Origin of the sequence: Vibrio albus (genome assembly GCF_003144035.1) — a bacterium.
Lineage (GTDB): Bacteria > Pseudomonadota > Gammaproteobacteria > Enterobacterales > Vibrionaceae > Vibrio > Vibrio albus.
In genome coordinates this window covers 1-25212 of the sequence record NZ_QFWT01000015.1, presented here as the reverse complement: position 1 = coordinate 25212, position 25212 = coordinate 1, and the positions used below count along the sequence as shown (strand labels likewise).

The 25212-nt window shown below is 49.0% G+C and carries 22 protein-coding genes and 1 rRNA gene; 11 read left to right on the top strand and 12 right to left on the bottom strand.

Annotated elements, in window-relative coordinates; genetic code table 11:
• Positions 1 to 59: 59 nt before the first annotated feature.
• The 5 genes from dnaA to DI392_RS18765 all read left to right on the top strand — a co-directional run bounded on the left by dnaA (position 60) and on the right by DI392_RS18765 (position 6889).
• Complete coding sequence (gene dnaA, locus DI392_RS18785) at positions 60 to 1463, top strand: chromosomal replication initiator protein DnaA (protein ID WP_109321230.1); 1404 nt, start codon at positions 60 to 62, stop codon at positions 1461 to 1463.
• A gap of 33 nt (positions 1464 to 1496) precedes the next feature.
• A complete protein-coding gene (gene dnaN, locus DI392_RS18780) occupies positions 1497 to 2597 on the top strand; it encodes a DNA polymerase III subunit beta (protein ID WP_109321229.1) in 1101 nt (366 codons plus the stop codon).
• A gap of 15 nt (positions 2598 to 2612) precedes the next feature.
• Complete coding sequence (gene recF / locus DI392_RS18775) at positions 2613 to 3692, top strand: DNA replication/repair protein RecF (RefSeq protein WP_109321228.1); 1080 nt, start codon at positions 2613 to 2615, stop codon at positions 3690 to 3692.
• A gap of 18 nt (positions 3693 to 3710) precedes the next feature.
• Positions 3711 to 6131 carry a DNA topoisomerase (ATP-hydrolyzing) subunit B gene (gyrB, locus tag DI392_RS18770; protein ID WP_109321227.1) on the top strand — a complete coding sequence of 807 codons (2421 nt, stop codon included), beginning with the start codon at positions 3711 to 3713 and terminating at the stop codon, positions 6129 to 6131.
• 320 nt (positions 6132 to 6451) lie between these two features.
• A complete protein-coding gene (locus DI392_RS18765) occupies positions 6452 to 6889 on the top strand; it encodes an Hsp20 family protein (protein ID WP_109321226.1) in 438 nt (145 codons plus the stop codon).
• A 234-nt stretch (positions 6890 to 7123) separates the two neighbouring features.
• Here the strand turns inward: DI392_RS18765 and gntR are convergent, their stop codons facing one another.
• From gntR to glyQ, 10 genes are all read right to left on the bottom strand, one after another.
• Positions 7124 to 8131 carry a gluconate operon transcriptional repressor GntR gene (gene gntR / locus DI392_RS18760; protein ID WP_109321225.1) on the bottom strand — a complete coding sequence of 336 codons (1008 nt, stop codon included), beginning with the start codon at positions 8129 to 8131 and terminating at the stop codon, positions 7124 to 7126.
• Between the two features lie 139 nt (positions 8132 to 8270).
• Complete coding sequence (locus tag DI392_RS18755) at positions 8271 to 8909, bottom strand: bifunctional 4-hydroxy-2-oxoglutarate aldolase/2-dehydro-3-deoxy-phosphogluconate aldolase (protein ID WP_109321224.1); 639 nt, start codon at positions 8907 to 8909, stop codon at positions 8271 to 8273.
• A gap of 34 nt (positions 8910 to 8943) precedes the next feature.
• Positions 8944 to 10749, bottom strand: coding sequence for a phosphogluconate dehydratase (edd, locus tag DI392_RS18750; protein ID WP_181388467.1), 1806 nt, complete (start codon positions 10747 to 10749; stop codon positions 8944 to 8946).
• Between the two features lie 11 nt (positions 10750 to 10760).
• Positions 10761 to 11246 (bottom strand): gluconokinase, encoded by a 486-nt coding sequence (locus DI392_RS18745; RefSeq protein WP_425445705.1) that lies wholly within the window; start codon positions 11244 to 11246, stop codon positions 10761 to 10763.
• Between the two features lie 31 nt (positions 11247 to 11277).
• Positions 11278 to 12600, bottom strand: coding sequence for a TRAP transporter large permease (locus DI392_RS18740; protein ID WP_109321222.1), 1323 nt, complete (start codon positions 12598 to 12600; stop codon positions 11278 to 11280).
• The gene (locus DI392_RS18735; protein WP_109321221.1) at positions 12593 to 13147 is read right to left on the bottom strand and encodes a TRAP transporter small permease subunit; all 555 of its coding nucleotides are present in this window, start codon (positions 13145 to 13147) and stop codon (positions 12593 to 12595) included. Before DI392_RS18735 ends, DI392_RS18740 begins: the two co-directional genes overlap by 8 nt.
• 72 nt (positions 13148 to 13219) lie before the next feature.
• Complete coding sequence (locus DI392_RS18730; protein ID WP_109321220.1) at positions 13220 to 14236, bottom strand: TRAP transporter substrate-binding protein; 1017 nt, start codon at positions 14234 to 14236, stop codon at positions 13220 to 13222.
• Between the two features lie 221 nt (positions 14237 to 14457).
• Positions 14458 to 15705 (bottom strand): valine--pyruvate transaminase, encoded by a 1248-nt coding sequence (locus tag DI392_RS18725; RefSeq protein WP_109321219.1) that lies wholly within the window; start codon positions 15703 to 15705, stop codon positions 14458 to 14460.
• A 106-nt stretch (positions 15706 to 15811) separates the two neighbouring features.
• Entirely contained in the window at positions 15812 to 17878 is a 2067-nt protein-coding gene (gene glyS, locus DI392_RS18720; RefSeq protein ID WP_109321218.1) for a glycine--tRNA ligase subunit beta, read from the bottom strand.
• A gap of 2 nt (positions 17879 to 17880) precedes the next feature.
• Positions 17881 to 18798: a glycine--tRNA ligase subunit alpha gene (gene glyQ, locus DI392_RS18715; protein WP_109321217.1), complete on the bottom strand. Its 918-nt coding sequence runs from the start codon at positions 18796 to 18798 to the stop codon at positions 17881 to 17883.
• A gap of 211 nt (positions 18799 to 19009) precedes the next feature.
• Here glyQ and DI392_RS18710 point away from each other — a divergent pair, with 211 nt between their 5' ends.
• A complete protein-coding gene (locus tag DI392_RS18710) occupies positions 19010 to 19285 on the top strand; it encodes a hypothetical protein (RefSeq protein ID WP_181388466.1) in 276 nt (91 codons plus the stop codon).
• 4 nt (positions 19286 to 19289) lie between these two features.
• Here DI392_RS18710 and tusA read toward each other — a convergent pair whose 3' ends face one another.
• Positions 19290 to 19538, bottom strand: coding sequence for a sulfurtransferase TusA (gene tusA, locus DI392_RS18705; protein WP_109321215.1), 249 nt, complete (start codon positions 19536 to 19538; stop codon positions 19290 to 19292).
• Between the two features lie 98 nt (positions 19539 to 19636).
• On the opposite strand from tusA, the gene DI392_RS18700 reads away from it, so the two are divergent.
• Positions 19637 to 20584, top strand: a complete 948-nt coding sequence (locus tag DI392_RS18700) for a LysR family transcriptional regulator (protein ID WP_245884152.1) — start codon at positions 19637 to 19639, stop codon at positions 20582 to 20584.
• 146 nt (positions 20585 to 20730) lie between these two features.
• Here the strand turns inward: DI392_RS18700 and acuI are convergent, their stop codons facing one another.
• A complete protein-coding gene (gene acuI, locus DI392_RS18695) occupies positions 20731 to 21711 on the bottom strand; it encodes an acrylyl-CoA reductase (NADPH) (RefSeq protein WP_109321213.1) in 981 nt (326 codons plus the stop codon).
• A 179-nt stretch (positions 21712 to 21890) separates the two neighbouring features.
• Here acuI and DI392_RS18690 point away from each other — a divergent pair, with 179 nt between their 5' ends.
• The 4 genes from DI392_RS18690 to DI392_RS18670 all read left to right on the top strand — a co-directional run.
• Positions 21891 to 22508: a YigZ family protein gene (locus tag DI392_RS18690; protein ID WP_109321212.1), complete on the top strand. Its 618-nt coding sequence runs from the start codon at positions 21891 to 21893 to the stop codon at positions 22506 to 22508.
• Between the two features lie 37 nt (positions 22509 to 22545).
• Positions 22546 to 24003: a TrkH family potassium uptake protein gene (locus DI392_RS18685; RefSeq protein WP_109321211.1), complete on the top strand. Its 1458-nt coding sequence runs from the start codon at positions 22546 to 22548 to the stop codon at positions 24001 to 24003.
• A gap of 8 nt (positions 24004 to 24011) precedes the next feature.
• Complete coding sequence (gene hemG / locus DI392_RS18680) at positions 24012 to 24539, top strand: menaquinone-dependent protoporphyrinogen IX dehydrogenase (RefSeq protein ID WP_109321210.1); 528 nt, start codon at positions 24012 to 24014, stop codon at positions 24537 to 24539.
• A gap of 483 nt (positions 24540 to 25022) precedes the next feature.
• Positions 25023 to 25212: ribosomal RNA gene (locus tag DI392_RS18670) — 16S ribosomal RNA — on the top strand; the annotation flags it as partial.

The following is a 25212-nucleotide window of genomic DNA, read 5'->3' as shown; positions in this document are numbered from 1 at the left end:
CTACTGGCGTTAAAATTGTCCACCTTTTCAAAACAAACAGCGTTAATAGTGGGGGCACCGTGTCATCTTCGCTTTGGTTGCAATGTCTGCAACAGCTTCAGGAAGAGCTACCAGCTACAGAATTCAGCATGTGGGTCAGACCGTTACAGGCGGAGCTCAATGACAACACCCTGACGTTATTTGCCCCCAACCGTTTTGTACTGGACTGGGTGCGTGACAAATATCTGAATAGCATCACTCGTCTGTTGCAGGAATTTTGCGGTTCAGATATCCCTAATCTGCGTTTTGAAGTCGGCAGTCGTCCGACACAGCCTGCTGCTCAGGTTCCAAAGAAGACCCCAGCGGATGTGGCGGCGGAATCTTCCGCGCCCGCGCGCCTGCAGGCACAGAGACCGGTCCACAAAACCTGGGATGATGAATCCGAGGTCGTGAATATTAATCACCGTTCCAACGTGAACCCTAAGCATAAGTTCAACAATTTTGTTGAAGGTAAGTCGAACCAGTTGGGGCTGGCTGCGGCTCGTCAGGTCGCGGATAATCCGGGTGCAGCTTATAACCCTCTCTTTCTTTATGGCGGTACCGGTCTGGGTAAAACCCACCTGTTGCATGCGGTTGGCAACGCGATAGTGGATAATAAGCCGAATGCCAAAGTGGTGTATATGCATTCGGAGCGTTTTGTTCAGGATATGGTGAAAGCGTTGCAGAACAATGCCATCGAAGAATTTAAGCGTTATTACCGTAGCGTTGACGCTCTGCTGATCGATGATATTCAGTTTTTTGCTAATAAAGAGCGCTCTCAGGAAGAGTTTTTCCATACCTTTAATGCATTGCTGGAAGGCAACCAACAGATCATCCTGACTTCTGACCGTTACCCGAAAGAAATCAATGGGGTGGAAGACCGTCTTAAGTCTCGCTTTGGCTGGGGGCTGACGGTCGCGATTGAGCCACCGGAACTGGAAACCCGGGTAGCGATTCTGATGAAAAAAGCGGAAGACCACCAGATCCATCTGGCGGATGAAGTCGCATTTTTTATCGCTAAGCGTCTGCGTTCAAACGTACGTGAGCTGGAAGGTGCACTGAACCGTGTGATCGCCAATGCTAACTTTACCGGCCGTCCTATTACCATTGATTTCGTACGTGAGGCACTTCGGGATCTGCTCGCACTGCAGGAAAAGCTGGTCACTATCGATAATATTCAGAAAACGGTGGCTGAATATTATAAAATTAAGGTCGCGGACTTGCTGTCCAAGCGTCGTTCCCGTTCTGTCGCGCGTCCTCGCCAGTTGGCGATGGCTCTGGCGAAAGAGCTGACCAACCATAGTCTGCCAGAAATTGGTGATGCTTTTGGTGGTCGTGACCATACTACAGTGCTGCACGCCTGTCGTAAGATCGATCAACTGCGTGAAGAGAGTCACGATATCAAAGAAGATTATTCTAATTTGATCCGCACCCTTTCTTCTTAATGACTGATTGTGACAAATCACTAAGAGACAACTATGAAATTTACTATTGCGCGCAGTCAATTACTTAAGCCTCTGCAACAGGTGTCCGGTGCTCTGGGCGGGCGTCCGACCTTACCTATACTGGGTAACCTGCTGCTGAAAGTCGACAATAATACCCTGACCATGACGGCCACCGATCTGGAAGTTGAGCTGGTTGCCCGACTTAGTCTGGAAGGGGATTCAGAAGCCGGTAGTATTACCGTTCCTTCGCGTAAGTTTCTCGATATCTGTCGTGGACTGCCCGATGAGGCCGTTATAACGGTGATTCTGGAAGGGGATCGGGTTCAGGTTCGTTCCGGACGCAGTCGCTTTTCACTGGCGACCCTGCCGGCAAATGACTTCCCTAATATCGAAGACTGGCAGAGTGAACTGGAAATTACCGTCACTCAGGCTCAGTTACGGGGTCTGATTGAAAAAACTCAGTTCTCTATGGCCAATCAGGATGTACGTTATTACCTGAATGGTATGCTGTTTGAGATTGACGGCAATACTTTGCGTTCTGTCGCTACCGACGGCCACCGTATGGCGGTGGCACAGATGACTCTTGAAGCGGTGCCGGATTCTCAGCAGGTCATCGTACCGCGTAAAGGTATTCAGGAGCTGGTGCGTTTGCTGGACGCTCCGGAAAATCCCGTGACATTGCAGATTGGTCAGTCGAATCTGCGTGCGGATGTAAACAATTTTATCTTTACGTCTAAGCTGGTAGACGGTCGTTTTCCGGATTACCGCCGGGTACTGCCACAGAATACCAACAAAACGCTGGAAGCCGGGTGTGAAGGTCTGCGTCAGGCTTTTTCCCGGGCAGCCATCTTGTCCAATGAAAAATTCCGTGGCGTGAGGGTGAATCTTGATGGCAGTGAAATGCGTATTACCGCCAATAACCCGGAACAGGAAGAAGCGGAAGAGATGCTGGATGTCAGCTTTGAGGGGGAAGAGCTGGAAATCGGCTTTAACGTCAGTTATGTGCTGGATGTGCTGAATACCCTGAAATGTGACACAGTGCGGGTATCTATGTCGGATGCAAATGCCAGTGCCCTGATTGAAAACGCCGCTGATGACAGTGCCATGTATGTGGTTATGCCGATCCGACTGTAAGATCAGGCGAGACTCATGCCTCTGACACGCTTAATCGTTCAGCAATTTCGCAATATTAAAGCCTGTGATATTGAACTGTCATCAGGCTTTAATTTTCTTATCGGCCCGAATGGCAGCGGAAAAACCAGTGTGCTTGAAGCCATTTATCTGCTGGGACATGGTCGTTCTTTTAAGAGCTCTCTGACTGGACGTATTATCCAGAATGAATGTAATGAGCTGTTCGTTCACGGCCGTTTTTTGAACCCGGATCAATTTGAGCTGCCTGTTGGCATAAATAAACAGCGCGATGGCTCTACAGAGGTTAAAATAGGCGGTCAGTCCGGGCAAAAGATATCTCAGTTGGCACAGGTGCTGCCTCTGCAGTTGATCCATCCGGAAGGCTTTGACCTGTTGACTGATGGGCCGAAACACCGACGGGCATTTATTGACTGGGGGGTATTTCATACCGAACCGCAGTTTTATGATGCCTGGAACCGGCTGAAACGGCTGAATAAACAACGGAATGCTCTGCTGAAAAATGCCCACAGTTACCGGGAACTGAGTTACTGGGACCGGGAACTGGCCGAGCTGGCAGAAAATATCAGTCACTGGCGTGCTCATTATGTTGAGCAGGTTAAAGGGGTAGCAGAAGACATCTGCCGACATTTTCTCCCGGAGTTCGATATTCAGCTTACGTATTATCGTGGCTGGGATAAAACCACCCCATACCGGGACATCCTTGAAAATAATTTCGAGAGAGACCAGCATCTTGGTTACACATTCAGTGGACCTAATAAAGCCGATCTCAGAATCAAAGTGAACGGCACTCCGGTGGAAGATGTGTTGTCTCGTGGTCAGCTTAAGTTAATGGTGTGTGCACTGCGGGTAGCGCAGGGACAACATTTAACTCAGGTGACCGGAAAGCAATGTATCTATCTGATAGATGACTTTGCATCAGAATTAGACAGTCAACGTCGTGAGCGGTTAGCAAGCTGCTTAAAACAGACGGGGGCACAGGTTTTTGTAAGCTCTATTACTGCTAGTCAAGTTGCAGATATGCAAGACAAAAATAGCAGGATGTTTCATGTGGAACATGGCAAAATAGAGCAAGGATAACTAATGAGAGAGTAACTCATGGCGGAAAATTACGATTCATCGAGTATTAAGGTACTGAAAGGTCTGGACGCAGTACGTAAGCGTCCGGGGATGTACATCGGCGACACGGATGATGGTACCGGTCTTCACCATATGGTATTCGAGGTTGTGGATAACTCCATCGATGAAGCGTTGGCTGGCCACTGTAACGACATCATTGTGACTATCCATGAAGATAACTCGGTATCCGTTCAGGATGACGGACGTGGCATTCCGACAGAAATGCACGAAGAAGAGCAGGTCTCGGCAGCGGAAGTTATCATGACCGTACTACACGCAGGTGGTAAGTTCGATGATAACTCATACAAGGTTTCTGGCGGCCTGCACGGCGTGGGTGTGTCGGTAGTAAACGCCCTGTCTGAAAAGGTCACTCTGACTATTCACCGTGGTGGTTCTATTCATACTCAAACCTACCGCCATGGTGAGCCGGAAGAACCGCTAAAGGTGATTGGCGAGACCGATAAAACCGGTACGACCATTCGTTTCTGGCCGAGTGAAGAGACCTTTACCAATATCGAATTCCACTACGAAATTCTGGCGAAACGTCTGCGTGAACTTTCTTTCCTGAACTCTGGGGTATCCATTAATCTGGTGGATGAACGTGAAGCGGATAAGCAGGATCACTTTATGTTTGAAGGGGGCATTCAGGCTTTCGTTGAACACCTGAATGTGAACAAGACCCCGATTCATCAGAAGATCTTCCATTTCGATTTCGAACGTGAAGAAGACGGTATTGCGGTGGAAGTGGCGATGCAATGGAACGACGGTTTCCAGGAAAATATCTACTGCTACACCAATAACATTCCTCAGCGTGATGGTGGTACTCACTTGGCGGGTTTCCGTGCGGCGCTGACCCGTACGCTGAATAATTTTATGGACAAAGAAGGTTTCTCCAAGAAGGCGAAAGCGTCGACGTCTGGTGATGATGCCCGTGAAGGTCTGACGGCAGTGGTATCGGTTAAGGTTCCTGATCCTAAATTTTCCAGCCAGACTAAAGACAAGCTGGTTTCTTCAGAAGTGAAATCTGCTGTTGAATCCGCGATGGGTGAGAAGCTGTCTGAGTTCTTGGTGGAAAACCCGAACGAAGCTAAGATTGTTTGTTCTAAAATTATCGATGCTGCCCGTGCCCGTGAAGCGGCGCGTAAAGCCCGTGAAATGACCCGCCGTAAAGGTGCTCTGGACCTTGCAGGTCTGCCGGGTAAACTGGCGGACTGTCAGGAAAAAGATCCGGCGCTGTCCGAACTGTATATTGTGGAAGGGGACTCTGCTGGCGGTTCAGCCAAGCAGGGACGTAACCGTAAGAATCAGGCTATTCTGCCGCTGAAAGGTAAGATCCTGAACGTTGAGAAAGCCCGCTTTGACAAGATGCTGTCTTCTCAGGAAGTGGCAACGCTGATCACGGCTCTGGGCTGTGGTATCGGCCGGGACGAATACAACCCGGACAAACTGCGTTACCACAACATCATTATCATGACCGATGCCGATGTGGATGGTTCTCACATCCGTACCCTGTTGCTGACCTTCTTCTATCGTCAAATGCCGGAACTTATCGAGCGTGGTTATATTTATATTGCTCAGCCACCGCTATATAAAGTGAAGAAAGGTAAGCAGGAACAGTACATCAAAGATGAAGATGCGATGGAGCAGTATGAAATTTCTCTGGCTCTGGATAATGCCTCTCTGCATGTTAACCCTGAAGCGCCAGCCTTTACCGGCGAAGCCCTGGAAAAACTGGTTCAGCAGTATAATGCCGGTATGAAGCTGGTGGATCGCATGAGCCGTGGTTACCCGAAAGCATTGGTGCATGAATTGATTTATGTGCCTCGCCTAACGGCGGAAATGTGCCATGATGAGGCTGCGGTTGAAGCTTGGGCTAGCCGTCTGGTTGAGCAGCTGAATACGAAGGAAACCGGGGCGAGCCAGTACAGCTTTGAAGTTGAAAAACACGCAGAGTTGAATGTCAGCCTGGCGAAATTTATTGTGCGTACCCATGGTGTTGAACATGACTATGTTCTGGGCGTCGACATGCTGGGCTCTAAAGAATATGGCCGTCTGGCTGACTTGTCAGAAGCTCTTGATGGTCTGCTGGAAGAGGGCGCTTACATCAAACGTGGTGAGCGTACTCAACTGGTTAGCAGTTTTGCTGATGCCCTGAGCTGGCTGGTTAAGGAATCTCGTCGTGGCCTGAGCCGTCAGCGCTACAAAGGTCTGGGTGAGATGAACCCGGATCAGCTGTGGGAAACCACCATGGACCCTGAAACTCGCCGTATGATGCAGGTGACGATTGATGATGCTGTTGGTGCCGATCAGCTGTTCACTACCCTGATGGGTGACCAGGTTGAGCCTCGTCGTCACTTTATCGAAGATAACGCCCTGAAAGTGGCTAACCTGGACGTGTAATCGTCTATTTTTCATCGATTATTTTAAGCACTACCTTCGGGTGGTGCTTTTTTTATTAAGAGAAATGTAGGGAAAAATTTTTTGATTTTCCCCCTTGAAAGCCGAGATTGCAGACCTATATTAATAGTGAAGGGGATGCCAAATGGGCCCCGGAACCGCTTGTCCTGTTTGGTCGCCGTCGCGACAAACATAAAGGAAAGCACACAATGTAAACGCAAATTAGACAGGCATGTCCGGTAAGGAATGTTTGAGCTAATTACCTTAAACGCCCGCGAGAAAGGGTCAGTTTAAGGCTATTGCTTATTTATGAGGATAGCACCATGAGAACTGTAGATTTCACACCACTATATCGTAACGCAATCGGCTTTGATCGTCTGTTTGACATGATGGAAGCAGGATCGGCGAAAAACGCATCCAATGGCTACCCACCATACAACATCGAGCAGAAGGACGAGAATAAGTACCGCATTACTATGGCGGTTGCGGGTTTTGCCGAAGAACAGCTGGATATTACTCAGAAAGAGAATGTACTGATTGTTCGTGGTGAGCATAAATCAGACGAAGACAGAAAGTACGTCTATCAGGGTATTGCTGAGCGCAACTTTGAGCGTAAGTTCCAGTTAGCGGATTACGTCAAAGTGATTGGAGCAACCATGGAAAATGGTCTGCTGCATGTTGATTTAGAGCGCGAAATCCCTGAAGCCATGCAGCCTCGGAAAATCGCGATTAACAGTGGAAACCTGCTTGAGGGAAAGTAGTTAACTGACCCGAAGCAGCCTGACCAGAGAGTCAGATGAGTGAACAAGAGCGCCTGTGTTAGGCGCTCTTTTTGCTTTTATTGAGATAACCTTAACGTTATCTGAATGATATTACTGCAAGGCATCAAGTCGGTATCGATAAGCAGACCCTCTGCGCCATAGATGGCGCGGCGGAGATCCAGGTAAGGATTTATGCGTGTCTGTGTTCGATACCGGCTTGGTGGGTTAGCTTCCTTAAAGGCTTTCCCCAAAATAGATCTGGGTTGGCAATTCGATAATCTTATTTTGAATTTTTTCTCCGGGATGGGTGATTCGGTGCAGCAGCTGCTCTGCAGCGATGGTTCCCATCTCTTCACGTGGCGTGATCACGGTTGCCAGCGTTGGATTGACGACAGATGTAATATCATGGCCATGGAAACCAGCAATGGAGATATCTTCCGGTACTTTCAGTCCCAAACGCTGACATTCGAACAACGCACCGATAGCCAGGTCATCGTTGGTACAGTAGATACCATCCATGTGCGGATACTTTTCTCTGGCAAGGTGGGTCAGTTCTGAGCCGACCGTATAGGAAGAGGCAGTTTTGGTACTGACTACATTAGGCGTGAGTCCCGCTGCATTCATGGCCTGCTCAAAACCGGTAATTTTCTGCTTGGTGCGTTCATCCATCCGCGCGGCCAGATAAACAATATGCTTGCGACCTTTGGCTATCAGTTGTTCAGTCATTTCCCGGCTGGCTTTAATATTATCAAAGCCGACTGCCTGCTGCAGGGGAGGAGAGGCCGAATCCATCATTTCTACTACCGGAATACCGGTCGATTTCAGCATACGTTTCGCCCGTTCCGTGTGGTAGCTTTCCGACAGGATGATACCTTCCACATTGTACGAGAGCATGGTTTCGATGCGTTTTTCTTCGGTGCGTTTACTATAGCCGTAGTGAGCCAGCATCGCCTGATAGCCTTGAGGTTCAATAACGGTTTCAATACCGCGCAGCACTTCCGCAAAGACCTGGTTGGTCAGAGAGGGGAGCAGTACGCCAATGGAATAGCTTTTGGCTTTAGACAGAATATCCGGAGCCCGGTTGGGAATATAGCCGAGTTCTTCCACCGCCTGAGCAATTTTTTCCCCTACCGCTTTAGACACTTTTTCCGGATCACGGAGATAACGGCTGACGGTCATTTTGGTGACTCCAACCTGATCCGCAATGTTTTGTAGTGTAGGACGTTGCTTTTTGACGATCATACTCGGTTTCTTTCCATATATTATCTAACGCATTATTTCTATTCCAAGGCGCTAATAGTATGTCAATTGAATGACAATGTTAAGGATACCACTCCCGGCAACGACTTCCTGCCGGCAATGGTATCATTGACCTCATCCCTTAGTTACTGGCGGCAGCCAGAGCGGCTTTCGTCAGTTCGGTAATACGGTCCCAGTCCTGACTATCTATGGCTTCAGCCGGGATCATCCAGGTTCCGCCAACGGTTTTCACGCAGTCGAGTGCCTGATAGTCAGCCAGGTTATTCACATTCACACCACCAGTCGGACAGAAGCTGACCTGTGGCAGCGGGGCTGAAATCGCTTTGAGGGCACTGGCTCCTCCGCTGGCTTCCGCCGGGAAGAATTTCAGATGGTCATAACCGAGATCCATCGCATTCATGATTTCCGTGGCGGTCGATACCCCCGGAATAAGAGGAACGGACTGCTTAGCTGCGTGTTCCAATAAGCGGGTACTCGCTCCCGGCGAGATGATAAATTTTGCACCGGCTTCGACGGCAGCGTCATACTGATTCGGGGTCAGCACGGTTCCAGCTCCGGTCATGGCATCGGGAAGCGCAGTGGCAATCGCCTGGATCGCCTCCAGTGCAGCGTCAGTACGCAGAGTGATTTCAAACACATTAATACCACCGGCTGACAGAGCCTTAGCCAGCGGTACGGCATCTTCAACCCGTTTGATGACCATCACTGGTACGATGGGGGAAGTCGCAAAAACTTGTTGTGGAGATAGAGTCCAGTTCATCGTTAATCCTAATAATAAGTTCTGTTGTATGTCATTAAAAAATCGTTGCGCCTTCTTCGGCACTGGATATGCTCTGATGGAAGATGCCAAACAGTTCTCGTCCGTAGCCGATATGATCGCTGCTGATATCGACCGGTTCCGCTTCACGGTTTTCAATGTCGGTGACTACTTGAATGGTGCCGGTCAGACCATCAACTTCGATTTCATCCCCATCTTTGAGTTTCGCCAGCAGGCCTCCCCGGCTTGCTTCCGGCGTCATATGAATCACCGCGGGTACTTTACCGGACGCGCCTGAAAGCCGGCCGTCGGTGACGAGTGCGACCTGCAGACCTTGTTTCATCAGGTTCCCCATGATCGGCATCAGTTTGTGCAGTTCAGGCATGCCGTTGGCGGCCGGGCCGTTATGACGGACCACGATAACCGTATCCTCTGTCAGCTCACCCTGTTTATAAGCCGATTCAACATCGTGCTGGGAGTTGAATACCCTGGCCGGTGCTTTGACATAGCGGTGTTCCTCTGCAACGGCACTGACTTTCATCACACCGCGCCCAAGGTTGCCGGACAGGAGCTTCAGCCCGCCCTGTGTGCTGAAACAAGCGTCATCAGCGGCAATGACGTTTGGATCCGCAGTAGGCTGCGCCGGTGTAAACGCTAACTGACCGTCTTCATCCAGATAAGGTGCCGTCAGGTAATCTTCCATCGTGCCGTACACCGGGTTGGCATCCATCCAGATAAGTCCGCGCTGGCTCAGGGTACGCATTAAGGTGGACACGCCACCCGCCTGCTGGAAGGCGTTGATATCGGCAGAGCCGTTCGGGTACATTTTCACCAGCAGAGGGATCACATCAGACAGGGCATCCAGATCATCCCAGGTGACCATCCATCCGGCGGCACGGGCAACAGCCAGCAGGTGAATGGTGTGGTTAGTACTGCCGCCGGAAGCCAGCAGAGCCACCAGCCCGTTGACCACTGATTTTTCATCCATCACGTGCGCCAAAGCTTTATCGCTGTGGTTGCTGGTGCTGACGGAAGCAATATGGGTGGTGATTTTATCAGTCAGTGCCTGACGCAGCGGGTCGGTCGGCGGAATAAACGCCGAGCCCGGCAGCATCAGCCCCATGGCCTCCAGCACCAACTGGTTGGAGTTGGCGGTACCGTAGAACGTACAGGTACCCGGGGAGTGATACGCCCGGCATTCCATATCCAGAAGAGCGGCTTTATCCACCTCACCGGCAACAAATTTCTGCCGGATTGAAACCTTTTCATCGTTACTGATGCCGGTTGCCATCGGTCCGGTCGGGACAAAAGCAGCCGGCATATGGCCAAACGCGAGCGCACCCATCAGCTGGCCGGGAGCGATTTTGTCACACACACTCAGCAGCAGAGTGCCGTCAAAGGTGTTATGACTGAGAGACAGCGCTGTAGATTGAGCGATTAAATCCCGAGAATACAGGGACAGTTCCATGCCCGGATTCCCCTGGGTCACCCCATCACACATGGCTGGTACGCCACCGGCGACCTGTGCGGTGTGACCAGTCTCTGCCAGAGCCGCTTTGATCTGATCCGGATAATCCACATAAGGCTGGTGGGCACTGACCATATCGTTATAAGCGGTGATAATGCCCAGATTGACCTTAGTGAAATCCAGAATGCTCTTTTTCTCTGATGAAGAGCAGGCTGCGACGCCATGTGCCAGGTTACCGCAGGACAAGTGGGCCCGTTGTTTTCCCTGTGCTGCCAGTGTTTCGATGTTGTCCAGGTAGGCTTTACGGCTGGCTTTACTGCGCTCTTGAATACTCTGTGTGACGCTCGCCACGACAGAGTTTATGCTTTTCGACATCTTTACTTACCTCAGGCTAGGTTAGCCAAAATATATTGAATAATTTGTTGTGGAGACTGCTTTATATCAACATGCAGCGCCTCCTGTTCATTTGGCTCAACCAGGGTGTCAAACTGACTTTCCAGCATGGCGGAACCGTTGAAATAGTGACCTTCACGTTTTTGATGCCTTGACCAGATGGTGTCGAAGTCCCCCTTCAGATAAATAAACCGAATATCCGGATTACCTTGTCTCAGCAGGTTTCGGTACTCCGGTTTCAGTGCTGAGCAGGCGATGACCAAGGCGTCATTTTCATTGATCAGTGTATTCAGTGTTTCGAGCCAGGACTGTCGATCGGCATCGGTCAGTGGCTGGCCGTTTTGCATTTTTTGTACATTTTCTGCCGGGTGGAAATCATCACCATCAAAGAATGGGATATTCAGTTTCTGGCTCAGTGCTGCACCAATAGAAGATTTACCGCACCCTGATACTCCCATAACGACATATTTTCTATTCATAATGTATTTCTCTTACCTGCTTATGGAAGGGCTACTGCCACCACAACGCCAGCTCTGGGAAAATAATCACCAGTGCCAGTACGGAAACCTGAAGTGCAATAAAAGGCAGCATGGAGGAAAAGATTTCTCCCAGCGAGATATCTTTCGGTGCGACCGATTTCAGGTAAAACGCGGCCGGACCAAATGGGGGAGACAGGAACGCCACCTGCATGTTCAGACAGAACACCACGCCAAACCAGACCGGATCCATGCCTAGGCCGGTAATGATTGGTACGAAGATAGGCATGGTCAGCAGAGCCACGCCTACCCAGTCCAGGAACATGCCCAGTACGAACAAGATAGCCATCATGATCAGTAGCGTGCTCATGGCATTGCCGCCACTCAGGGCAAGAATCGTCTGCTCAACAAAGTCGATACCGCCCATCAGGTTATACACCCCAACCAGAGCAGAAGCACCGATACCAATCCACATGATCATGCCGCAGGTACGCATGGTCGCGATGGCAGACTCTTTTACCATTTTGGTGTTTAGCTCACCGCGTATCCAGGCGCTCAGCGCAATACCGACAACACCGAGAGCGGAGGCTTCGGTGACCGATGCGACGCCGGTATAGATACTGCCCAGAACAATAGCAACCGACAGCAGCGGGAAGAACAGAGCCTTAAAATAGCTTGGGTGTGTTTTTGCATCTTCTGCCAGTTCTTCTTCTGATGGTAATGGAGCCAGAGACGGGTTCAGTTTGCATCGAATCAGAACATAACCCACATAGAACATAGCCAGAATAAAGGCTGGAAGGAATGCGGCTTTAAACAGTTCACCGATGGAAACCGAAGCAGACAGACCATAAATAATAAGTACGATACTCGGAGGCAGCATGGTACCCAGTGCACCACCGGCACAGGTTGTCCCGATAGCCAGTTTACGGTTATACCCAAGGCGCAGCATCTGTGGCAGAGCCAGAATACCCAGCAGTACGGTTTCGCCGCCGATAACACCGGACATGGAGGCCAGAACCACGGCTACTAACAAGGTTTGTACCGCCACGCCGCCACGCACCTTACGGCCGACACTTTTCATGGCATCAAACAGATCCCGGGCGATACCCGAACGGTCGAGCAGGGCGGCCATCAATACAAACATAGGTACGGCGAGGAAAACGTAGCCGTTTACGAAGCTGAAAATACGGCTGGTTACCAAAGGTAATGCGTCAATTCCAAACCAGCCATAGGTGAATATCAGAGCGACCAGACCGGTAACAAAGGCCAGTTGCATCCCGGTGAGTAGCAGTCCGATCATCAGCACCAGCATCAGAAGGCTGCCATAGGCGATACCTATAGAAGATAAATCAAACATCTTTTTCCTTCCTTAGTGCTTGTATTTCATTGATCAGATGCAGGACAAACTGAATGAACATAATGCAGACAATCAGCAGGATCAGTCCTTTCAGCAGCGCCGGAAACGGTGGATTCCAGGCGGTACCTGACGTTTCCAGGTGTACGTCACCCCAAGGAGTGAACCAGGAATTTGCCACCATTTGGTAGGCACCGTAGATCAGCATGCCGGAGAAAAGCAGACCAGCGATATGATGGAAAAGGTTCAGGTAATGCCGCGCTCGGCGTGAAACCACATCGTAGACCAGTACCACCCTGACATGCTTGTCGGTTGCCAGTGCGTAGGCACCACCAATGACAAACAGTGAGCCGCCAATAAAGGAAGCCGTTTCATGAACCCAAATGGTAGGGGAGTCAAACAGGTAACGACTGATGACTTCGTAAAATGAAATAAGAACGGTAAAAACAAACAGGTAGCTTAATACTTCACTTATCCGGGCAATCAGCCTGTCGAGAAAGTTGTGGGGCATTTCTGCTACTTTGGGTTCTGTTGTGTCTTGAGTTTTCATAACGTGTTACCCGGATAAATATGAGGGGGAGGGAAAGCACCCTCCCCAGTATTGGCTTATAGATGAGTTAGCTTATAGAAGACCTGCACCTTTCAGGTAAGTGGTAATCGAGTTGTAGACCTTCTTCGCATTAGGGGATTGTTCGGCGTATTTTTCCCATTCACCCATCGCGATTTGACGGAACTTTTTACGCTCTTCTGCTGGCCAGTTATGGATAGTAATGTCTGGGTTCGCCTGAGCTTCTTTTACTGCTTTCGCATCAGCGATGCGTAGCTGAGTAGTAATATCCTGAGCAAAATCACGTACAGATACCGTCATGATTTCCTGTAGATCGTCCGGCATCTTGTCCCATTTCTTCTGGCTCATAGAAATATCTATCATTGGCAGGGAGTGGAAACCTGGCTGTACCGGGTGAGGGGCAATATCGTTCATACCGGCTTTTTGGTTAGTAGAGAATACGGTGTAGTCCGCGGCATCGATAACGCCTTTGCTCAGGCCGGTAAATACCTCGGAGCCTGGCAGGTTAACCGGAGCAGCCCCCGCGGCCGCAAAAACCTTTTGAACCAGACCTTCCGGAGCTCGCAGTTTCAGACCTTTCAGGTCATCTACGCCATCCAGCGGTACTTTCGAGACGAAGGACTCAACGCCGGTTGTTGAACCGCCCACGTATTTCACGCCGTATGGAGCGTATAGCTCTGTCATCAGCTCATAACCACCACCGTAGTTAATGTATTCAAGCAATTGTCGGGTATCGGACCAGGCTCCGACCATATTACCAATCAGGCCGAACGCTGGATCTTTACCGGAAAAATAACCGGTAGCGGTAATGTGGCCATCCAGTACACCCATTTTGATGGCACCCAGTGTTTCTGTATGTTTTACCACTGCGCCTACAGGCAGCAGATCAATATGGATACGACCTCCGGACATTTTTTCTACCCGTTCCGTCCACTCTTGCTGTACCTGGAAGTTCTTGTCTCCGGACGGATCACTGGACTGGAATTTAAAATTAAAGTCGGCAGCTAATGCTGAAGTGGACATAAGAACAGCAGCAACCGTAGAGGCGAGGGTTTTTATAGTGAGTTTCATAGGGGGTTGTCCTTTCGTTATCGTAATATTGATCGAAATGTTACCGGGAACATTATTTATGTTATCGGTAACATGTGATTAATTCTAGTAAACGAATCACATTTTGCTAACAAATTGCTGGTTTTGTGATCGGGTGTTCAAAAAAGAGGCAAAGAATGAAAAAGAGGAGAGTAATTAGATTAAAGCCCGATGCAATGTATCGGGCTTTGTTGGTGAGAATGTTATTCCTGATATGCTTTCTGGATTTCTTCCGCGATGATGCGGATACCGTTACGAATACTCTCTTCATCCTGTACATAGTTCATACGGATACACTGGTGGCTGTGTTGCCAGGTGACTTCCTGGCCGAAGAAAAAGTACTCTCCCGGTACAATCAGTACCCCTCGTGCTTTCAGGCGCTGATACAGATCCATGGTCGTGATGGGCAGCTCATCCAGCCACAGCCAGAGGAATATCGCGCCTTCCGGTTTGTGGATGCGGAATCTTGGGTCGTCGATCGCTTCCTGAAGTTGTTGCACAGCAAAATATGCTTTCTGCTGATAGTAAGGTTTGATTACGCTATCGCTCAGACGCAGCAGGTCACCCGATTCGATCATATGGGTGCCGATCGCCGGGCCGATACCACTCGGAGCCAGGTTGATAATACCGTTCAGGTTGCTCATTGCTTCGGTGATTTCTTCACTGGCAATGACGATACCGCAGCGCACTCCCGGCAGGCCAAGCTTAGAGAGACTCATACACAAAATGGTATTGTCATTCCAGAATGGTTTCACGTCTTCAAAAATGATATTCGGGAATGGTGTGCCGTAGGCATTATCAATGATCAGTGGCAGGTTATTGTGTCGCGCCAGTCGATCCAGTTTTTCGATTTCTTCATCGGTCAGAACGTTGCCGGTCGGGTTGGTTGGACGGGACACGCAGATCGCGGCGACCGAATCATCAATGTTAATCTGTTCAAAATCGACATGGTATTTGAACAGGCGATTGCCCAGCAGCTCGATTTCCGGTTGATACGAGATAAAAATATCGTCATTGACGCCGGCGTCGCTGTAGCCGATATATTCCGGAGCCAGCGGCAGCAGGATTTTCTTATGGGAGCCGTCCGGCTGTTCCCCAGCCAACAGGTTAAACAGATTGAAAAACGCACTCTGGCTGCCGTTGGTCAGGCTGATGTTCTTCTCGCTGATATCCCAGTCATAAGTATCACGCAGTAATTGCGCCAGCGCTTTGACGAAGGCATCTTTACCCTGCGGACCATCATAGTTGGTCATGGCTTCTACCAATTTTCCGTTGGCCAGCATATCGCTGCCGGCCTGATGAAAGTAGTCGAGCATGGCCGGGATCGCTGCCGGATTACCACCACCGAGCATGATGGCTCCCGGAGTGCGTAGACCATCATTCAGGTCATCCATTAGCTGTGTGATCCCAGAGTGCTGGGTAAACTTTTCACCAAATTTAGAAAATTGCATAGTTCATCACCTAGTCATTGTTTTATTTCATTATATGTTTATTTTTGCCAGAACGAAAAAGCCCCGTTCAGATGAACGGGGCTTTGGTTCAAAAGGAATTACCCCGTTATTTCTGCAGGAGCGAGATATCCGCGATTTGCAGGAACAGGTTACGCAGGTTGTTCAGCAGCGTCAGACGATTTTTCTTCAGCGCTTCATCGTCGGCCATGACCATTACCGAGTCAAAGAAGGTATCAACCGGTTCACGTAGTCCGGCCAGGTTGCTGAGTGCATCCTGATAGTTACCGGTTGCGAATACTGGTTCCAGTGCTTCGGTCATTACTGCAACATCCTGGGCCAGAGCTTTTTCCGCGTCTTCCTGAAGCAGCGCCAGATCGATGTCATCGGCCAGTTCGCCGTCGAACTTAGCCAGAATGTTACCTACACGCTTGTTCGCTGCAGCCAGAGATTCGGCGGCATCCAGACCACGGAAGTGAGATACTGCTTTCACTCGCTGGTCGAAGTCGGATGGTTTGGTCGGATGGCGAGCCAGTACCGCCTGAATGATATCGACGCTGAAGCCTTCGTCCTGATACCAGGCACGGAAGCGACCCAGCATAAATTCGATAACGTCAGATTCAACGTTAGCATTGGTTAGCTTATCGCTGTACTGCGCTTTCGCTTCGGCAACCAGATCAACCAGATCCAGGTTATAGCCGTTTTCAACGATAATACGCAGAACACCCAGAGACGCACGACGCAGAGCAAACGGGTCACTGCCTTTCGGAGCCTGGCCGATACCGAAGATACCGACAATGGTATCCAGTTTGTCAGCCATGGCTACAGCAGAAGAGATCGCACTGCTTGGCAGGTCATCACCGGCAAAACGCGGCATATACTGCTCGTTCAGTGCCACAGCAACGGCTTCGTCTTCACCATCGTGACGCGCGTAGTGCATACCCATCACGCCCTGAGTTTCAGTGAACTCAAAGACCATTGAGGTCATCAGGTCACATTTAGCCAGCAGTGCTGCACGGGTGGCTTTTTCTACGTCCGCACCGATCTGCTTGGCAATATAGCCAGCCAGAACAGCGATACGGTCAGTTTTATCTTTGATTGTCCCCAGTTGTTTCTGGAATACAGCGGTTTCCAGTTCCTGCAGGCGGTCAATCAAAGGACGTTTGCGGTCAGTATCGAAGAAGAACTCCGCATCAGCCAGACGCGGGCGGACCACTTTCTCGTTACCTTCGATAACATGGCGAGGTTCTTTTGATTCGATGTTAGAGACAAAGATAAATTTCGGCAGCAGGTTTTTGTTCTCGTCATAAACCGGGAAGTATTTTTGGTCACCTTTCATGGTGTAAACCAGTGCCTCGGAAGGTACTGCCAGGAATTTTTCTTCGAAAGATGCCGTCAGAACTACCGGCCATTCCACCAGAGAGGCGACTTCTTCAACCAGATCATCTTCCAGATCAGCAACACCGCCTACTGCAGCAGCGGCTTTCTGTGCATCTTCGATGATAATCGCTTTACGCGCTTCGTAATCGGCCATTACCTTGCCGCGTTCCAGCAGGATTTGCGGGTATTGGTCGGCGTTATCGATGGTGAATTCTGCTTCACCCATAAAGCGGTGACCACGGATAGTGCGGTCGGAAGCGACACCCAGAATTTCACCGTTTATCAGTTCATCACCCATCAACATGGTCAGGGTTTTTACCGGACGGATAAACTGCGTGTCTTTATCGCCCCAGCGCATTGGCTTGGCGATAGGCAGGTTAGCCAGCGCCTTAGCAGCCAGTTCGGTTACCAGCTCCTTGGTCTGCTTGCCTTTGACTTCCTGTTTAAACAGCAGCCATTCGCCTTTGTCTGTTTTCAGGCGCTCAGCCTGGTCAACGGTGATGCCGTTACCGCGTGCCCAGCCTTCAGCTGCTTTGGTTGGGTTACCGTCAGCATCAAAAGCAACAGAAACCGCAGGGCCGCGTTTCTCGACAACTTTGTCTGCCTGGCCTTCAGTCAGTTCAGCAACCTTCAGAGCCAGACGACGGGGAGCTGCATACCATTTTACTCCTGCATGAGTGAGGTCTGCACCTTTCAGCTCTGCTTCAAAGTTGGCTGCGAACGCTTCTGCAAGGGTGCGAAGTTGCGTTGGTGGCAGCTCTTCCGTACCCAGTTCAATTAGAAAATTCTGTGCCATGGTTACTTCTCCTCATCCTTTTTGCACATTGGGAAGCCTAAGGCTTCTCGTGATGCGTAATACGCTTCTGCTACAGCTTTAGTCAGATCGCGGATACGCAGGATGTAACGCTGACGTTCGGTCACAGAGATGGCTTTACGAGCATCCAGCAGGTTAAAGGCGTGTGCGGCTTTAAGAATACGCTCGTAAGCTGGCAGCGGAAGAGGTTTTTCCAGTGCCAGCAGGTCCTTACATTCTTTCTCACACTGGTCGAAGAAGGTAAACAGGAAATCGACATCAGCGTGTTCGAAGTTGTAGGTAGACTGTTCTACCTCGTTCTGATGGAAGATATCGCCATACGTGGTTTTACCCAGCGGGCCGTCAGACCATACCAGGTCATATACTGAGTCAACACCCTGAATGTACATCGCAAGACGTTCGATACCGTAAGTGATTTCACCGGTAACCGGCTTACATTCTAGGCCACCGACCTGTTGGAAGTAAGTAAACTGAGTGACTTCCATACCGTTTAGCCAGACTTCCCAGCCAAGACCCCAGGCTCCCAGAGTCGGGTTTTCCCAGTTGTCTTCTACAAAACGGATATCGTGTACAGTTGGGTCGATGCCCAATGCTTTTAGTGAGCCCAGGTATAGCTCCTGAATATTATCCGGAGATGGCTTAATGATGACCTGGAACTGATAGTAATGTTGTAGACGGTTAGGGTTTTCACCATAACGGCCATCAGTTGGGCGGCGTGACGGCTGAACGTACGCGGTCGCAATTGGCTCAGGGCCAAGCGCGCGTAAGCACGTCATCGGGTGAGAAGTACCTGCACCCACTTCCATATCTAATGGCTGCACGATGGTGCATCCTTGTTGTGCCCAATAATCCTGCAGCGCGAGGATCATACCTTGAAAGGTTTTGATATCGTATTTTTGCATAGTCAGGTTCGCGCGATTCTTCTGTTTTAGTCGAAAAAATAACGATCAAGTATACCGGGATATTGGCGCTGCGAGTAGAGGGAAATAGTGCTTATTTACTCACCGTAACTGGTTTTTCATCATTTTTACTCCTTTTATGGGGCAATAACGAAAGGTTCTCTAAGGGTGAACGGAATTGTTCTATTCTTAGAGTAAGGGTTGATTGGAGGAGGTGCTTATGTTGACACGGTACATGGGTGTAAGCCCGCAGAATCAAAGCTATATGTTTACGTTTGGCTTAGTCTTAACTCTGCTGGGAATGGTGCTCACGGATATGTGGTTACCCATGGTGGTTGGGGCCATTATCATGACGGGACTGGCCGTAGAATCCTGGATTCGGGTACAGCATATTATTCCGATGCATAAAGAGATGCGGGAGATGCGGCATCAGCTAGAACAAATCCAGAAGCAGCTTTATTCCCGTCAGATAGATAGTTCGGAGGTGTAGCGAATTACTCGAGTCCTTTGCGGATCAGGTACTGGTAAGGCAGCTGGTCCGTCTGAGCCTGCAATAGTTGATGATCCATAAAGCGGCAAAAGCTTGGAATATCGCGGGTGGTGGACGGGTCATCAGCTTTGATCAGCAATACTTCACCATCTTGCATTTTTCGAATGGTTTTTCTGACCATCATTACTGGCTCCGGGCAGCGTAGCCCTTCGGCCTCCAGAATGTGGTTAGCGGATGATACTTCAACTGTCATGGTGTGACCCTCAATACTACTCAAGAGGAAATCATACTGATGATGAGAAAATATGCAATAATCCAGAGCACGATAACGCTTGCAGTATGAGGACTGAAGTGGAGCTGGAAGACATATATCGCCGGGATTTAAATCTGCTGGTGGCTTTACGGGTATTAATTGAAGAAGGCAGTGTGAGCCGTGCAGCTGCCCGGTTGAATCTAAGTCAGTCAGCGATGAGCCGGGTATTAGGCCGGTTGAGACATTTATTGGATGACCCCTTGTTTAATCGTCAGGGACAAAGACTGCTACCAACAGAGAAAGCTTTGGATATAAATCGAGCTCTGGGCGAGCCGCTGGAGTCCTTGCGGCAGTTGTTATCAGAAAAAGAATTTACACCGGAGAACTGCGAACAGACGTTTACGATTGCGACGACGGATTACGCTATGCAGACTATTTTGCCTTTTGCGTTGCCACGTATTTATCAGGAAGCCCCTAATGTTTGTCTTAATTTTCTCCCGCTTCAGCATGATCAGTTGTTAAACCAGTTGGCGGTTCAGGGGGCGGATCTGGCTATCTGTCGTCCGACTGCATCGGTAGCACCGCTCCAGCAGGAAGTACTTGGCCGGGTGGGAGTGTTTTGTATGCTATCGGCCACTCATCCTCTGGCGGATAAGGAAATGACGCTGGACGATTATCTGGCCTATCCACATGCCATGATCGCTATTAGTGATGGCGTTAAGGCGCTATTGGATCAGGCATTAACCGGGCAGCCGGAACGAAAAATGGTTATCCGGGCCTATCATCTGGAAGCTGCGCTGGCGGTGATTGATACCTTGCCTTTGATTCTGACGGTTCCGGCAGATTTGGCCTATCTGGTGGCGGATAAATATGGGCTTATCATTAAACCTTTACCGTTTAATTTTACCCCGTTTGATTATTCGATGATATGGCATCCGCGATGCGAGCATTCTCCGGCTCAGGAATGGCTGCGGAATCTGCTGAAAGAGGAGTGTGGCAAATTGATTGCGAAACGGGTGGAAGACCTCGGATTGGAAGGGTCTTAGCTGTAGGATTCTGGATGGTGTTTGTAGGGCAGGTGTTCACAGCATGGATGCTGTGTCCAAGCCTACAGGGATGTATTCACGACGTCCTGCACTACAAATTCATCCAGAATATAGCGATAGCTCTTTTTTTATGTCTTCATCAAACCTTACAGTTTAATCATAACCCGGCCGGTTACCTGACCATTAGTAATATCTTCTGCATATTTCGGTGTATCTTCCAGTGAGATTTCGGTGCATGCCTGCTCGAAGTAACTTTCTGGTAATAGCTCAGCCAGTTTTTCCCAGGCAGCAATGCGCTTTTCTGTTGGGCAGGCCACGGAATCAACACCCTGAAGACGGACATTACGCAAAATAAACGGCATCACCGTGGTTGGCAGGTCAAAACCGCCTGCCAGACCACAGGCTGCAACCGTGCTTCCGTAATCCATTTGAGTCAGTAGTTTCGCCAGAACTTTACTGCCGGCGGTATCAACCGCACCCGCCCAAATCTGCTTTTCAAGTGGGCGAGCAGGCTCTTCAAATTCTTTACGGTCAATAATGCGGTTGGCACCCAGTTTTTCCAGCAGAGCGCCATTTTGTTCTACACGGCCGGTCACTGCTGCGACTTTATAACCCAGTGTTGCAAGCAAGGTCACTGCAACGGAACCCACGCCACCACTGGCACCAGTAACCAGAACTTCACCATCTTCAGGTTTTACGCCGCCATCCAGCAGAGCCTGAACACACAACATAGCGGTAAACCCTGCAGTACCAATCATCATGGCTTGTTTAGCATTCAGCCCTTTTGGTTGCGGAACCAGCCAGTCGGCTTTCAGGCGGGCTTTTTCTGCCATACCGCCCCAGTGGTTTTCACCCACGCCCCAACCTGTCAGTACGACTTCATCACCTTCCTGATAACGCTCGTCAGAAGAGCTGATCACTTTACCTGCGAAATCAATGCCCGGAACCATAGGGAAGTTACGTACAATTTTGCCTTTCCCGGTAATAGCAAGGCCATCTTTATAGTTCAGAGATGAATAGTCGACAGCGACCAGAACATCGCCGTCCGGTAGTTGGTTTTCATCGATGTGTTCAATGGAGGAAAGGGTTTTCTTTTCTTCCTGATTCAGTACCAAGGCTTTAAACATGAGTGTCTCCACAGCAAGCGGTAAGATTAATATGTTGTACGGATTATATGGCTAAGAGTAGCGGTAATTAATCTATGACTAAAGTGAAATATTATCATTTTATCTATGCTTACAATGCATAAATAGAAGTTACATTTATTCCCGTGTTAGACTCAGTTTTTTTCTGATAATAGAAACCCATGAGCGATCAACCCTATTTGATTCCGGCAGCTCCGGCACAGTTTATTGAAGAAATAAAGAAGAGCACCTTTATTACTTATCTGGCCCATACTCCGGATGTAGCATCGGCCAAAGCTTTTGTTGAGCAGATAAAGGAAAAACACGCTGATGCACGGCATAATTGCTGGGCATTTGTGGCCGGGAGACCAGAAGACTCTATGCAATGGGGATTCAGTGATGACGGTGAACCGTCCGGAACTGCTGGCAAACCCATACTGGCTCAGTTAAGTGGTTCCGGGGTAGGAGAAATTACAGCGGTGGTAACCCGTTATTCCGGCGGTATAAAACTTGGAACCGGCGGGCTGGTCAAAGCGTATGGCGGCGGGGTGCAGCAGGCACTGAAAACTTTGCAAACGCTGGAGAAAAAAATCACAGTGATACTGAACCTGCAGTTAGACTACGCTTTTATGCCGCTTGCACAGTCTATTGTTTCCCAGTTTGATGGTATACAGGGAGACACGGATTTTGGGCAGCAAGTGGTTATGCAGGTTGAGGTGGAAAAATGTCATGTGGCTGATTTTACTCAGGCTATCATTAATAAAAGTAGCGCTAAGATCATCATAAGCGAAGAGAAATAACCACGAGGAAGAAAGAAGCCCAGCTTCATACACGAGCATGCAATTTCGTTCCATAATCCGCATTGTCGGACTGTTACTGGCCCTGTTTAGTCTCTCTATGTTAGCTCCTGCTTTTGTGGCTCTGATATACAGGGATGGCGCTGGTGTTTCTTTTGTCAGTACGTTTTTCGTGTTGCTGATGCTTGGTGGTGCGTTCTGGTTTCCGAACCGGCATCATAAACGCGATTTGAAAGCGAGAGACGGCTTTCTTATCGTCGTACTTTTCTGGACTGTGATCGGTAGTGCCGGGGCTCTGCCTTTTCTGATATCGGATAACCCCGCGGTTTCTGTCACGGACGCCTTCTTTGAATCTTTTTCAGCATTAACCACAACCGGAGCGACGGTCATTGTTGGTCTGGATGCACTGCCCAAAGCGATTCTGTTTTATCGTCAGTTTTTGCAGTGGTTCGGAGGTATGGGGATTATTGTACTGGCGGTAGCGATTCTTCCGGTTTTAGGTATCGGGGGAATGCAGTTGTATCGGGCTGAAATTCCGGGGCCGGTTAAAGACAGCAAAATGACGCCGCGTATTGCCGAAACGGCAAAGGTGCTCTGGTATATCTATCTAGGGCTGACAATGGCATGCGCTGGCGCATTCTGGGTAGCCGGAATGAGCCTGTTTGATGCTATCTGTCACAGCTTTTCTACTATTGCGATAGGCGGTTTTTCTACCCATGATGCCAGTATGGGCTATTTTAACAGTCCGGTGATTAACCTGATTACTGTGGTCTTTCTGCTTATTTCCGGGTGCAACTTTTCTCTGCACTTTGCGGCTTTTGGTTCAGGAGGACTGCATCCTAAGTACTATCTGAAGGACCACGAGTTAAGAGCTTTCTTTGTGATTCAGGCGATCCTCTTTGTTGTCTGTTTTCTGTTGCTGCTTCAGCATCAATCATACGATTCAATTTACGACGCCTTTGACCAGGCGTTGTTCCAGACCGTATCGATATCTACCACGGCAGGCTTTACCACGACAGGCTTCTCAGAGTGGCCTCTGTTTCTTCCAGTGTTACTTCTGTTTTCTTCCTTTATCGGTGGCTGTGCCGGCTCGACCGGAGGTGGAATGAAAGTCATACGGGTTCTGTTGTTGACCCTTCAGGGGGGGAGAGAAATCAAAAGGCTGATTCACCCACGGGCTGTATTTACCATAAAATTGGGAGATAAAGCATTATCACAAAGAGTGGTTGATGCTGTTTGGGGCTTTTTCTCAGCCTATGCATTGGTCTTTGTTCTCTGTATGCTTGCGCTGATCGCGACAGGAATGGATGAGCTTAGCGCATTCTCCGCGATAGCATCTACATTGAATAATCTTGGTCCGGGCTTAGGGGATGTTGCGCTTCACTACGGCGATATTAATGATAAAGCCAAGTGGGTATTAGTGGTCTCAATGCTGTTTGGGCGATTGGAAATATTTACTCTGCTTATTTTGTTTACGCCGACGTTCTGGCGTAGCTAGGAGAAAAAGTGAAAAAAGTATTGTGTCTCTATTCAACGACTGATGGTCAGACAATCAAAATTTTTAAACATATACAGAAGCAGCTAGTCGGTTATCAAAGTGAGCTGATGGATCTGCATAAGGTCAGTCAGGTTGATTTTCAGCAGTATGATAGGGTAATTATTGGTGCTTCTATCCGGTATGGCCGTTTAAACCACAAGTTGTATCAGTTTATTGAGCAAAACCTTGCTGAGTTACAAAATAATAAAGTGGCATTTTTCTGTGTAAACCTGACGGCCAGAAAAGAAGCTCAGAAGAAAGATACGCCGGAAGGCAGTGTCTATATCAAAACCTTTTTGAAGAAGTCTCCCTGGACACCAGAATTGATTGGTGTATTTGCCGGAGCATTGCGTTATCCAAGGTACAAGCTTCTTGACCGCCTGTGTATCCAGCTGATTATGAAAATCACCGGGGGAGAAACAGATACCAGTAAAGAAGTCGAATATACCAACTGGAAAAAAGTCTCATTGTTCGCCATATCCGTGGTGGATATGTAAACAAAACCTGGGTTTTTAACCTTTTTTGCTGAATTTTTATCCGAACAGAAAGAAATTATAAAAAAACAGCGAAAAAGGCTTGCCAATGTGATTGGGATCTCTATAATGCCGCCTCACTGACACGGCAGAGCCCACAAGGCTTCAGCCAAGAGTCAGTCAGGACGAAAGCTTCTGAGAAATAAAATTGAAAAAGTGTTTGACACTGACAATTATCTCGCTAAAATGCACGTCCGCTTTGAGGAAAGCTTCAAAGCAAAGCTCTTTAACAATTTAAACCTATCAATCTGTGTGGGCGCTCGTTGATGAAAATCAAATGAGATACTTCGGTATCAAATTAGGTTTCAATGAACTGAGTGACCAATCGAGATTAAGTTTACTTAGTCTTGGCACAGTCAATTCATTATCGTTCTGTTGGAACGATAATAGCTTTAAAATTACTGTTGTAGTTTTGAAGTCAGTATTCATTGAGCCGACCAAAATCTTAAATTGAAGAGTTTGATCATGGCTCAGATTGAACGCTGGCGGCAGGCCTAACACATGCAAGTCGGGCGGAAACGATATCAACAATCCTTCGGGTGCGTTGATAGGCGTCGAGCGGCGGACGGGTGAGTAATGCTTAGGAAGTTGCCCTAATGAGGGGGATAACCATTGGAAACGATGGCTAATACCGCAT

Excerpts from the sequence above, each read along its gene's own strand:
- DI392_RS18725 (WP_109321219.1), bottom strand. The coding sequence starts at position 15,705 with ATGCAATTTTCTAAATTTGGTGAAAAGTTTACCCAGCACTCTGGGATC.
- DI392_RS18690 (WP_109321212.1), top strand. The coding sequence starts at position 21,891 with ATGAGCGATCAACCCTATTTGATTCCGGCAGCTCCGGCACAGTTTATT.
- dnaN (WP_109321229.1), top strand. The coding sequence starts at position 1,497 with ATGAAATTTACTATTGCGCGCAGTCAATTACTTAAGCCTCTGCAACAG.
- acuI (WP_109321213.1), bottom strand. The coding sequence starts at position 21,711 with ATGTTTAAAGCCTTGGTACTGAATCAGGAAGAAAAGAAAACCCTTTCC.
- DI392_RS18730 (WP_109321220.1), bottom strand. The coding sequence starts at position 14,236 with ATGAAACTCACTATAAAAACCCTCGCCTCTACGGTTGCTGCTGTTCTT.
- DI392_RS18765 (WP_109321226.1), top strand. The coding sequence starts at position 6,452 with ATGAGAACTGTAGATTTCACACCACTATATCGTAACGCAATCGGCTTT.
- gyrB (WP_109321227.1), top strand. The coding sequence starts at position 3,711 with ATGGCGGAAAATTACGATTCATCGAGTATTAAGGTACTGAAAGGTCTG.
- glyQ (WP_109321217.1), bottom strand. The coding sequence starts at position 18,798 with ATGCAAAAATACGATATCAAAACCTTTCAAGGTATGATCCTCGCGCTG.
- tusA (WP_109321215.1), bottom strand. The coding sequence starts at position 19,538 with ATGACAGTTGAAGTATCATCCGCTAACCACATTCTGGAGGCCGAAGGG.
- edd (WP_181388467.1), bottom strand. The coding sequence starts at position 10,749 with ATGTCGAAAAGCATAAACTCTGTCGTGGCGAGCGTCACACAGAGTATT.
- glyS (WP_109321218.1), bottom strand. The coding sequence starts at position 17,878 with ATGGCACAGAATTTTCTAATTGAACTGGGTACGGAAGAGCTGCCACCA.
- DI392_RS18740 (WP_109321222.1), bottom strand. The coding sequence starts at position 12,600 with ATGTTTGATTTATCTTCTATAGGTATCGCCTATGGCAGCCTTCTGATG.
- recF (WP_109321228.1), top strand. The coding sequence starts at position 2,613 with ATGCCTCTGACACGCTTAATCGTTCAGCAATTTCGCAATATTAAAGCC.
- gntR (WP_109321225.1), bottom strand. The coding sequence starts at position 8,131 with ATGATCGTCAAAAAGCAACGTCCTACACTACAAAACATTGCGGATCAG.
- DI392_RS18745 (WP_425445705.1), bottom strand. The coding sequence starts at position 11,246 with ATGAATAGAAAATATGTCGTTATGGGAGTATCAGGGTGCGGTAAATCT.
- DI392_RS18735 (WP_109321221.1), bottom strand. The coding sequence starts at position 13,147 with ATGAAAACTCAAGACACAACAGAACCCAAAGTAGCAGAAATGCCCCAC.
- DI392_RS18685 (WP_109321211.1), top strand. The coding sequence starts at position 22,546 with ATGCAATTTCGTTCCATAATCCGCATTGTCGGACTGTTACTGGCCCTG.
- DI392_RS18755 (WP_109321224.1), bottom strand. The coding sequence starts at position 8,909 with ATGAACTGGACTCTATCTCCACAACAAGTTTTTGCGACTTCCCCCATC.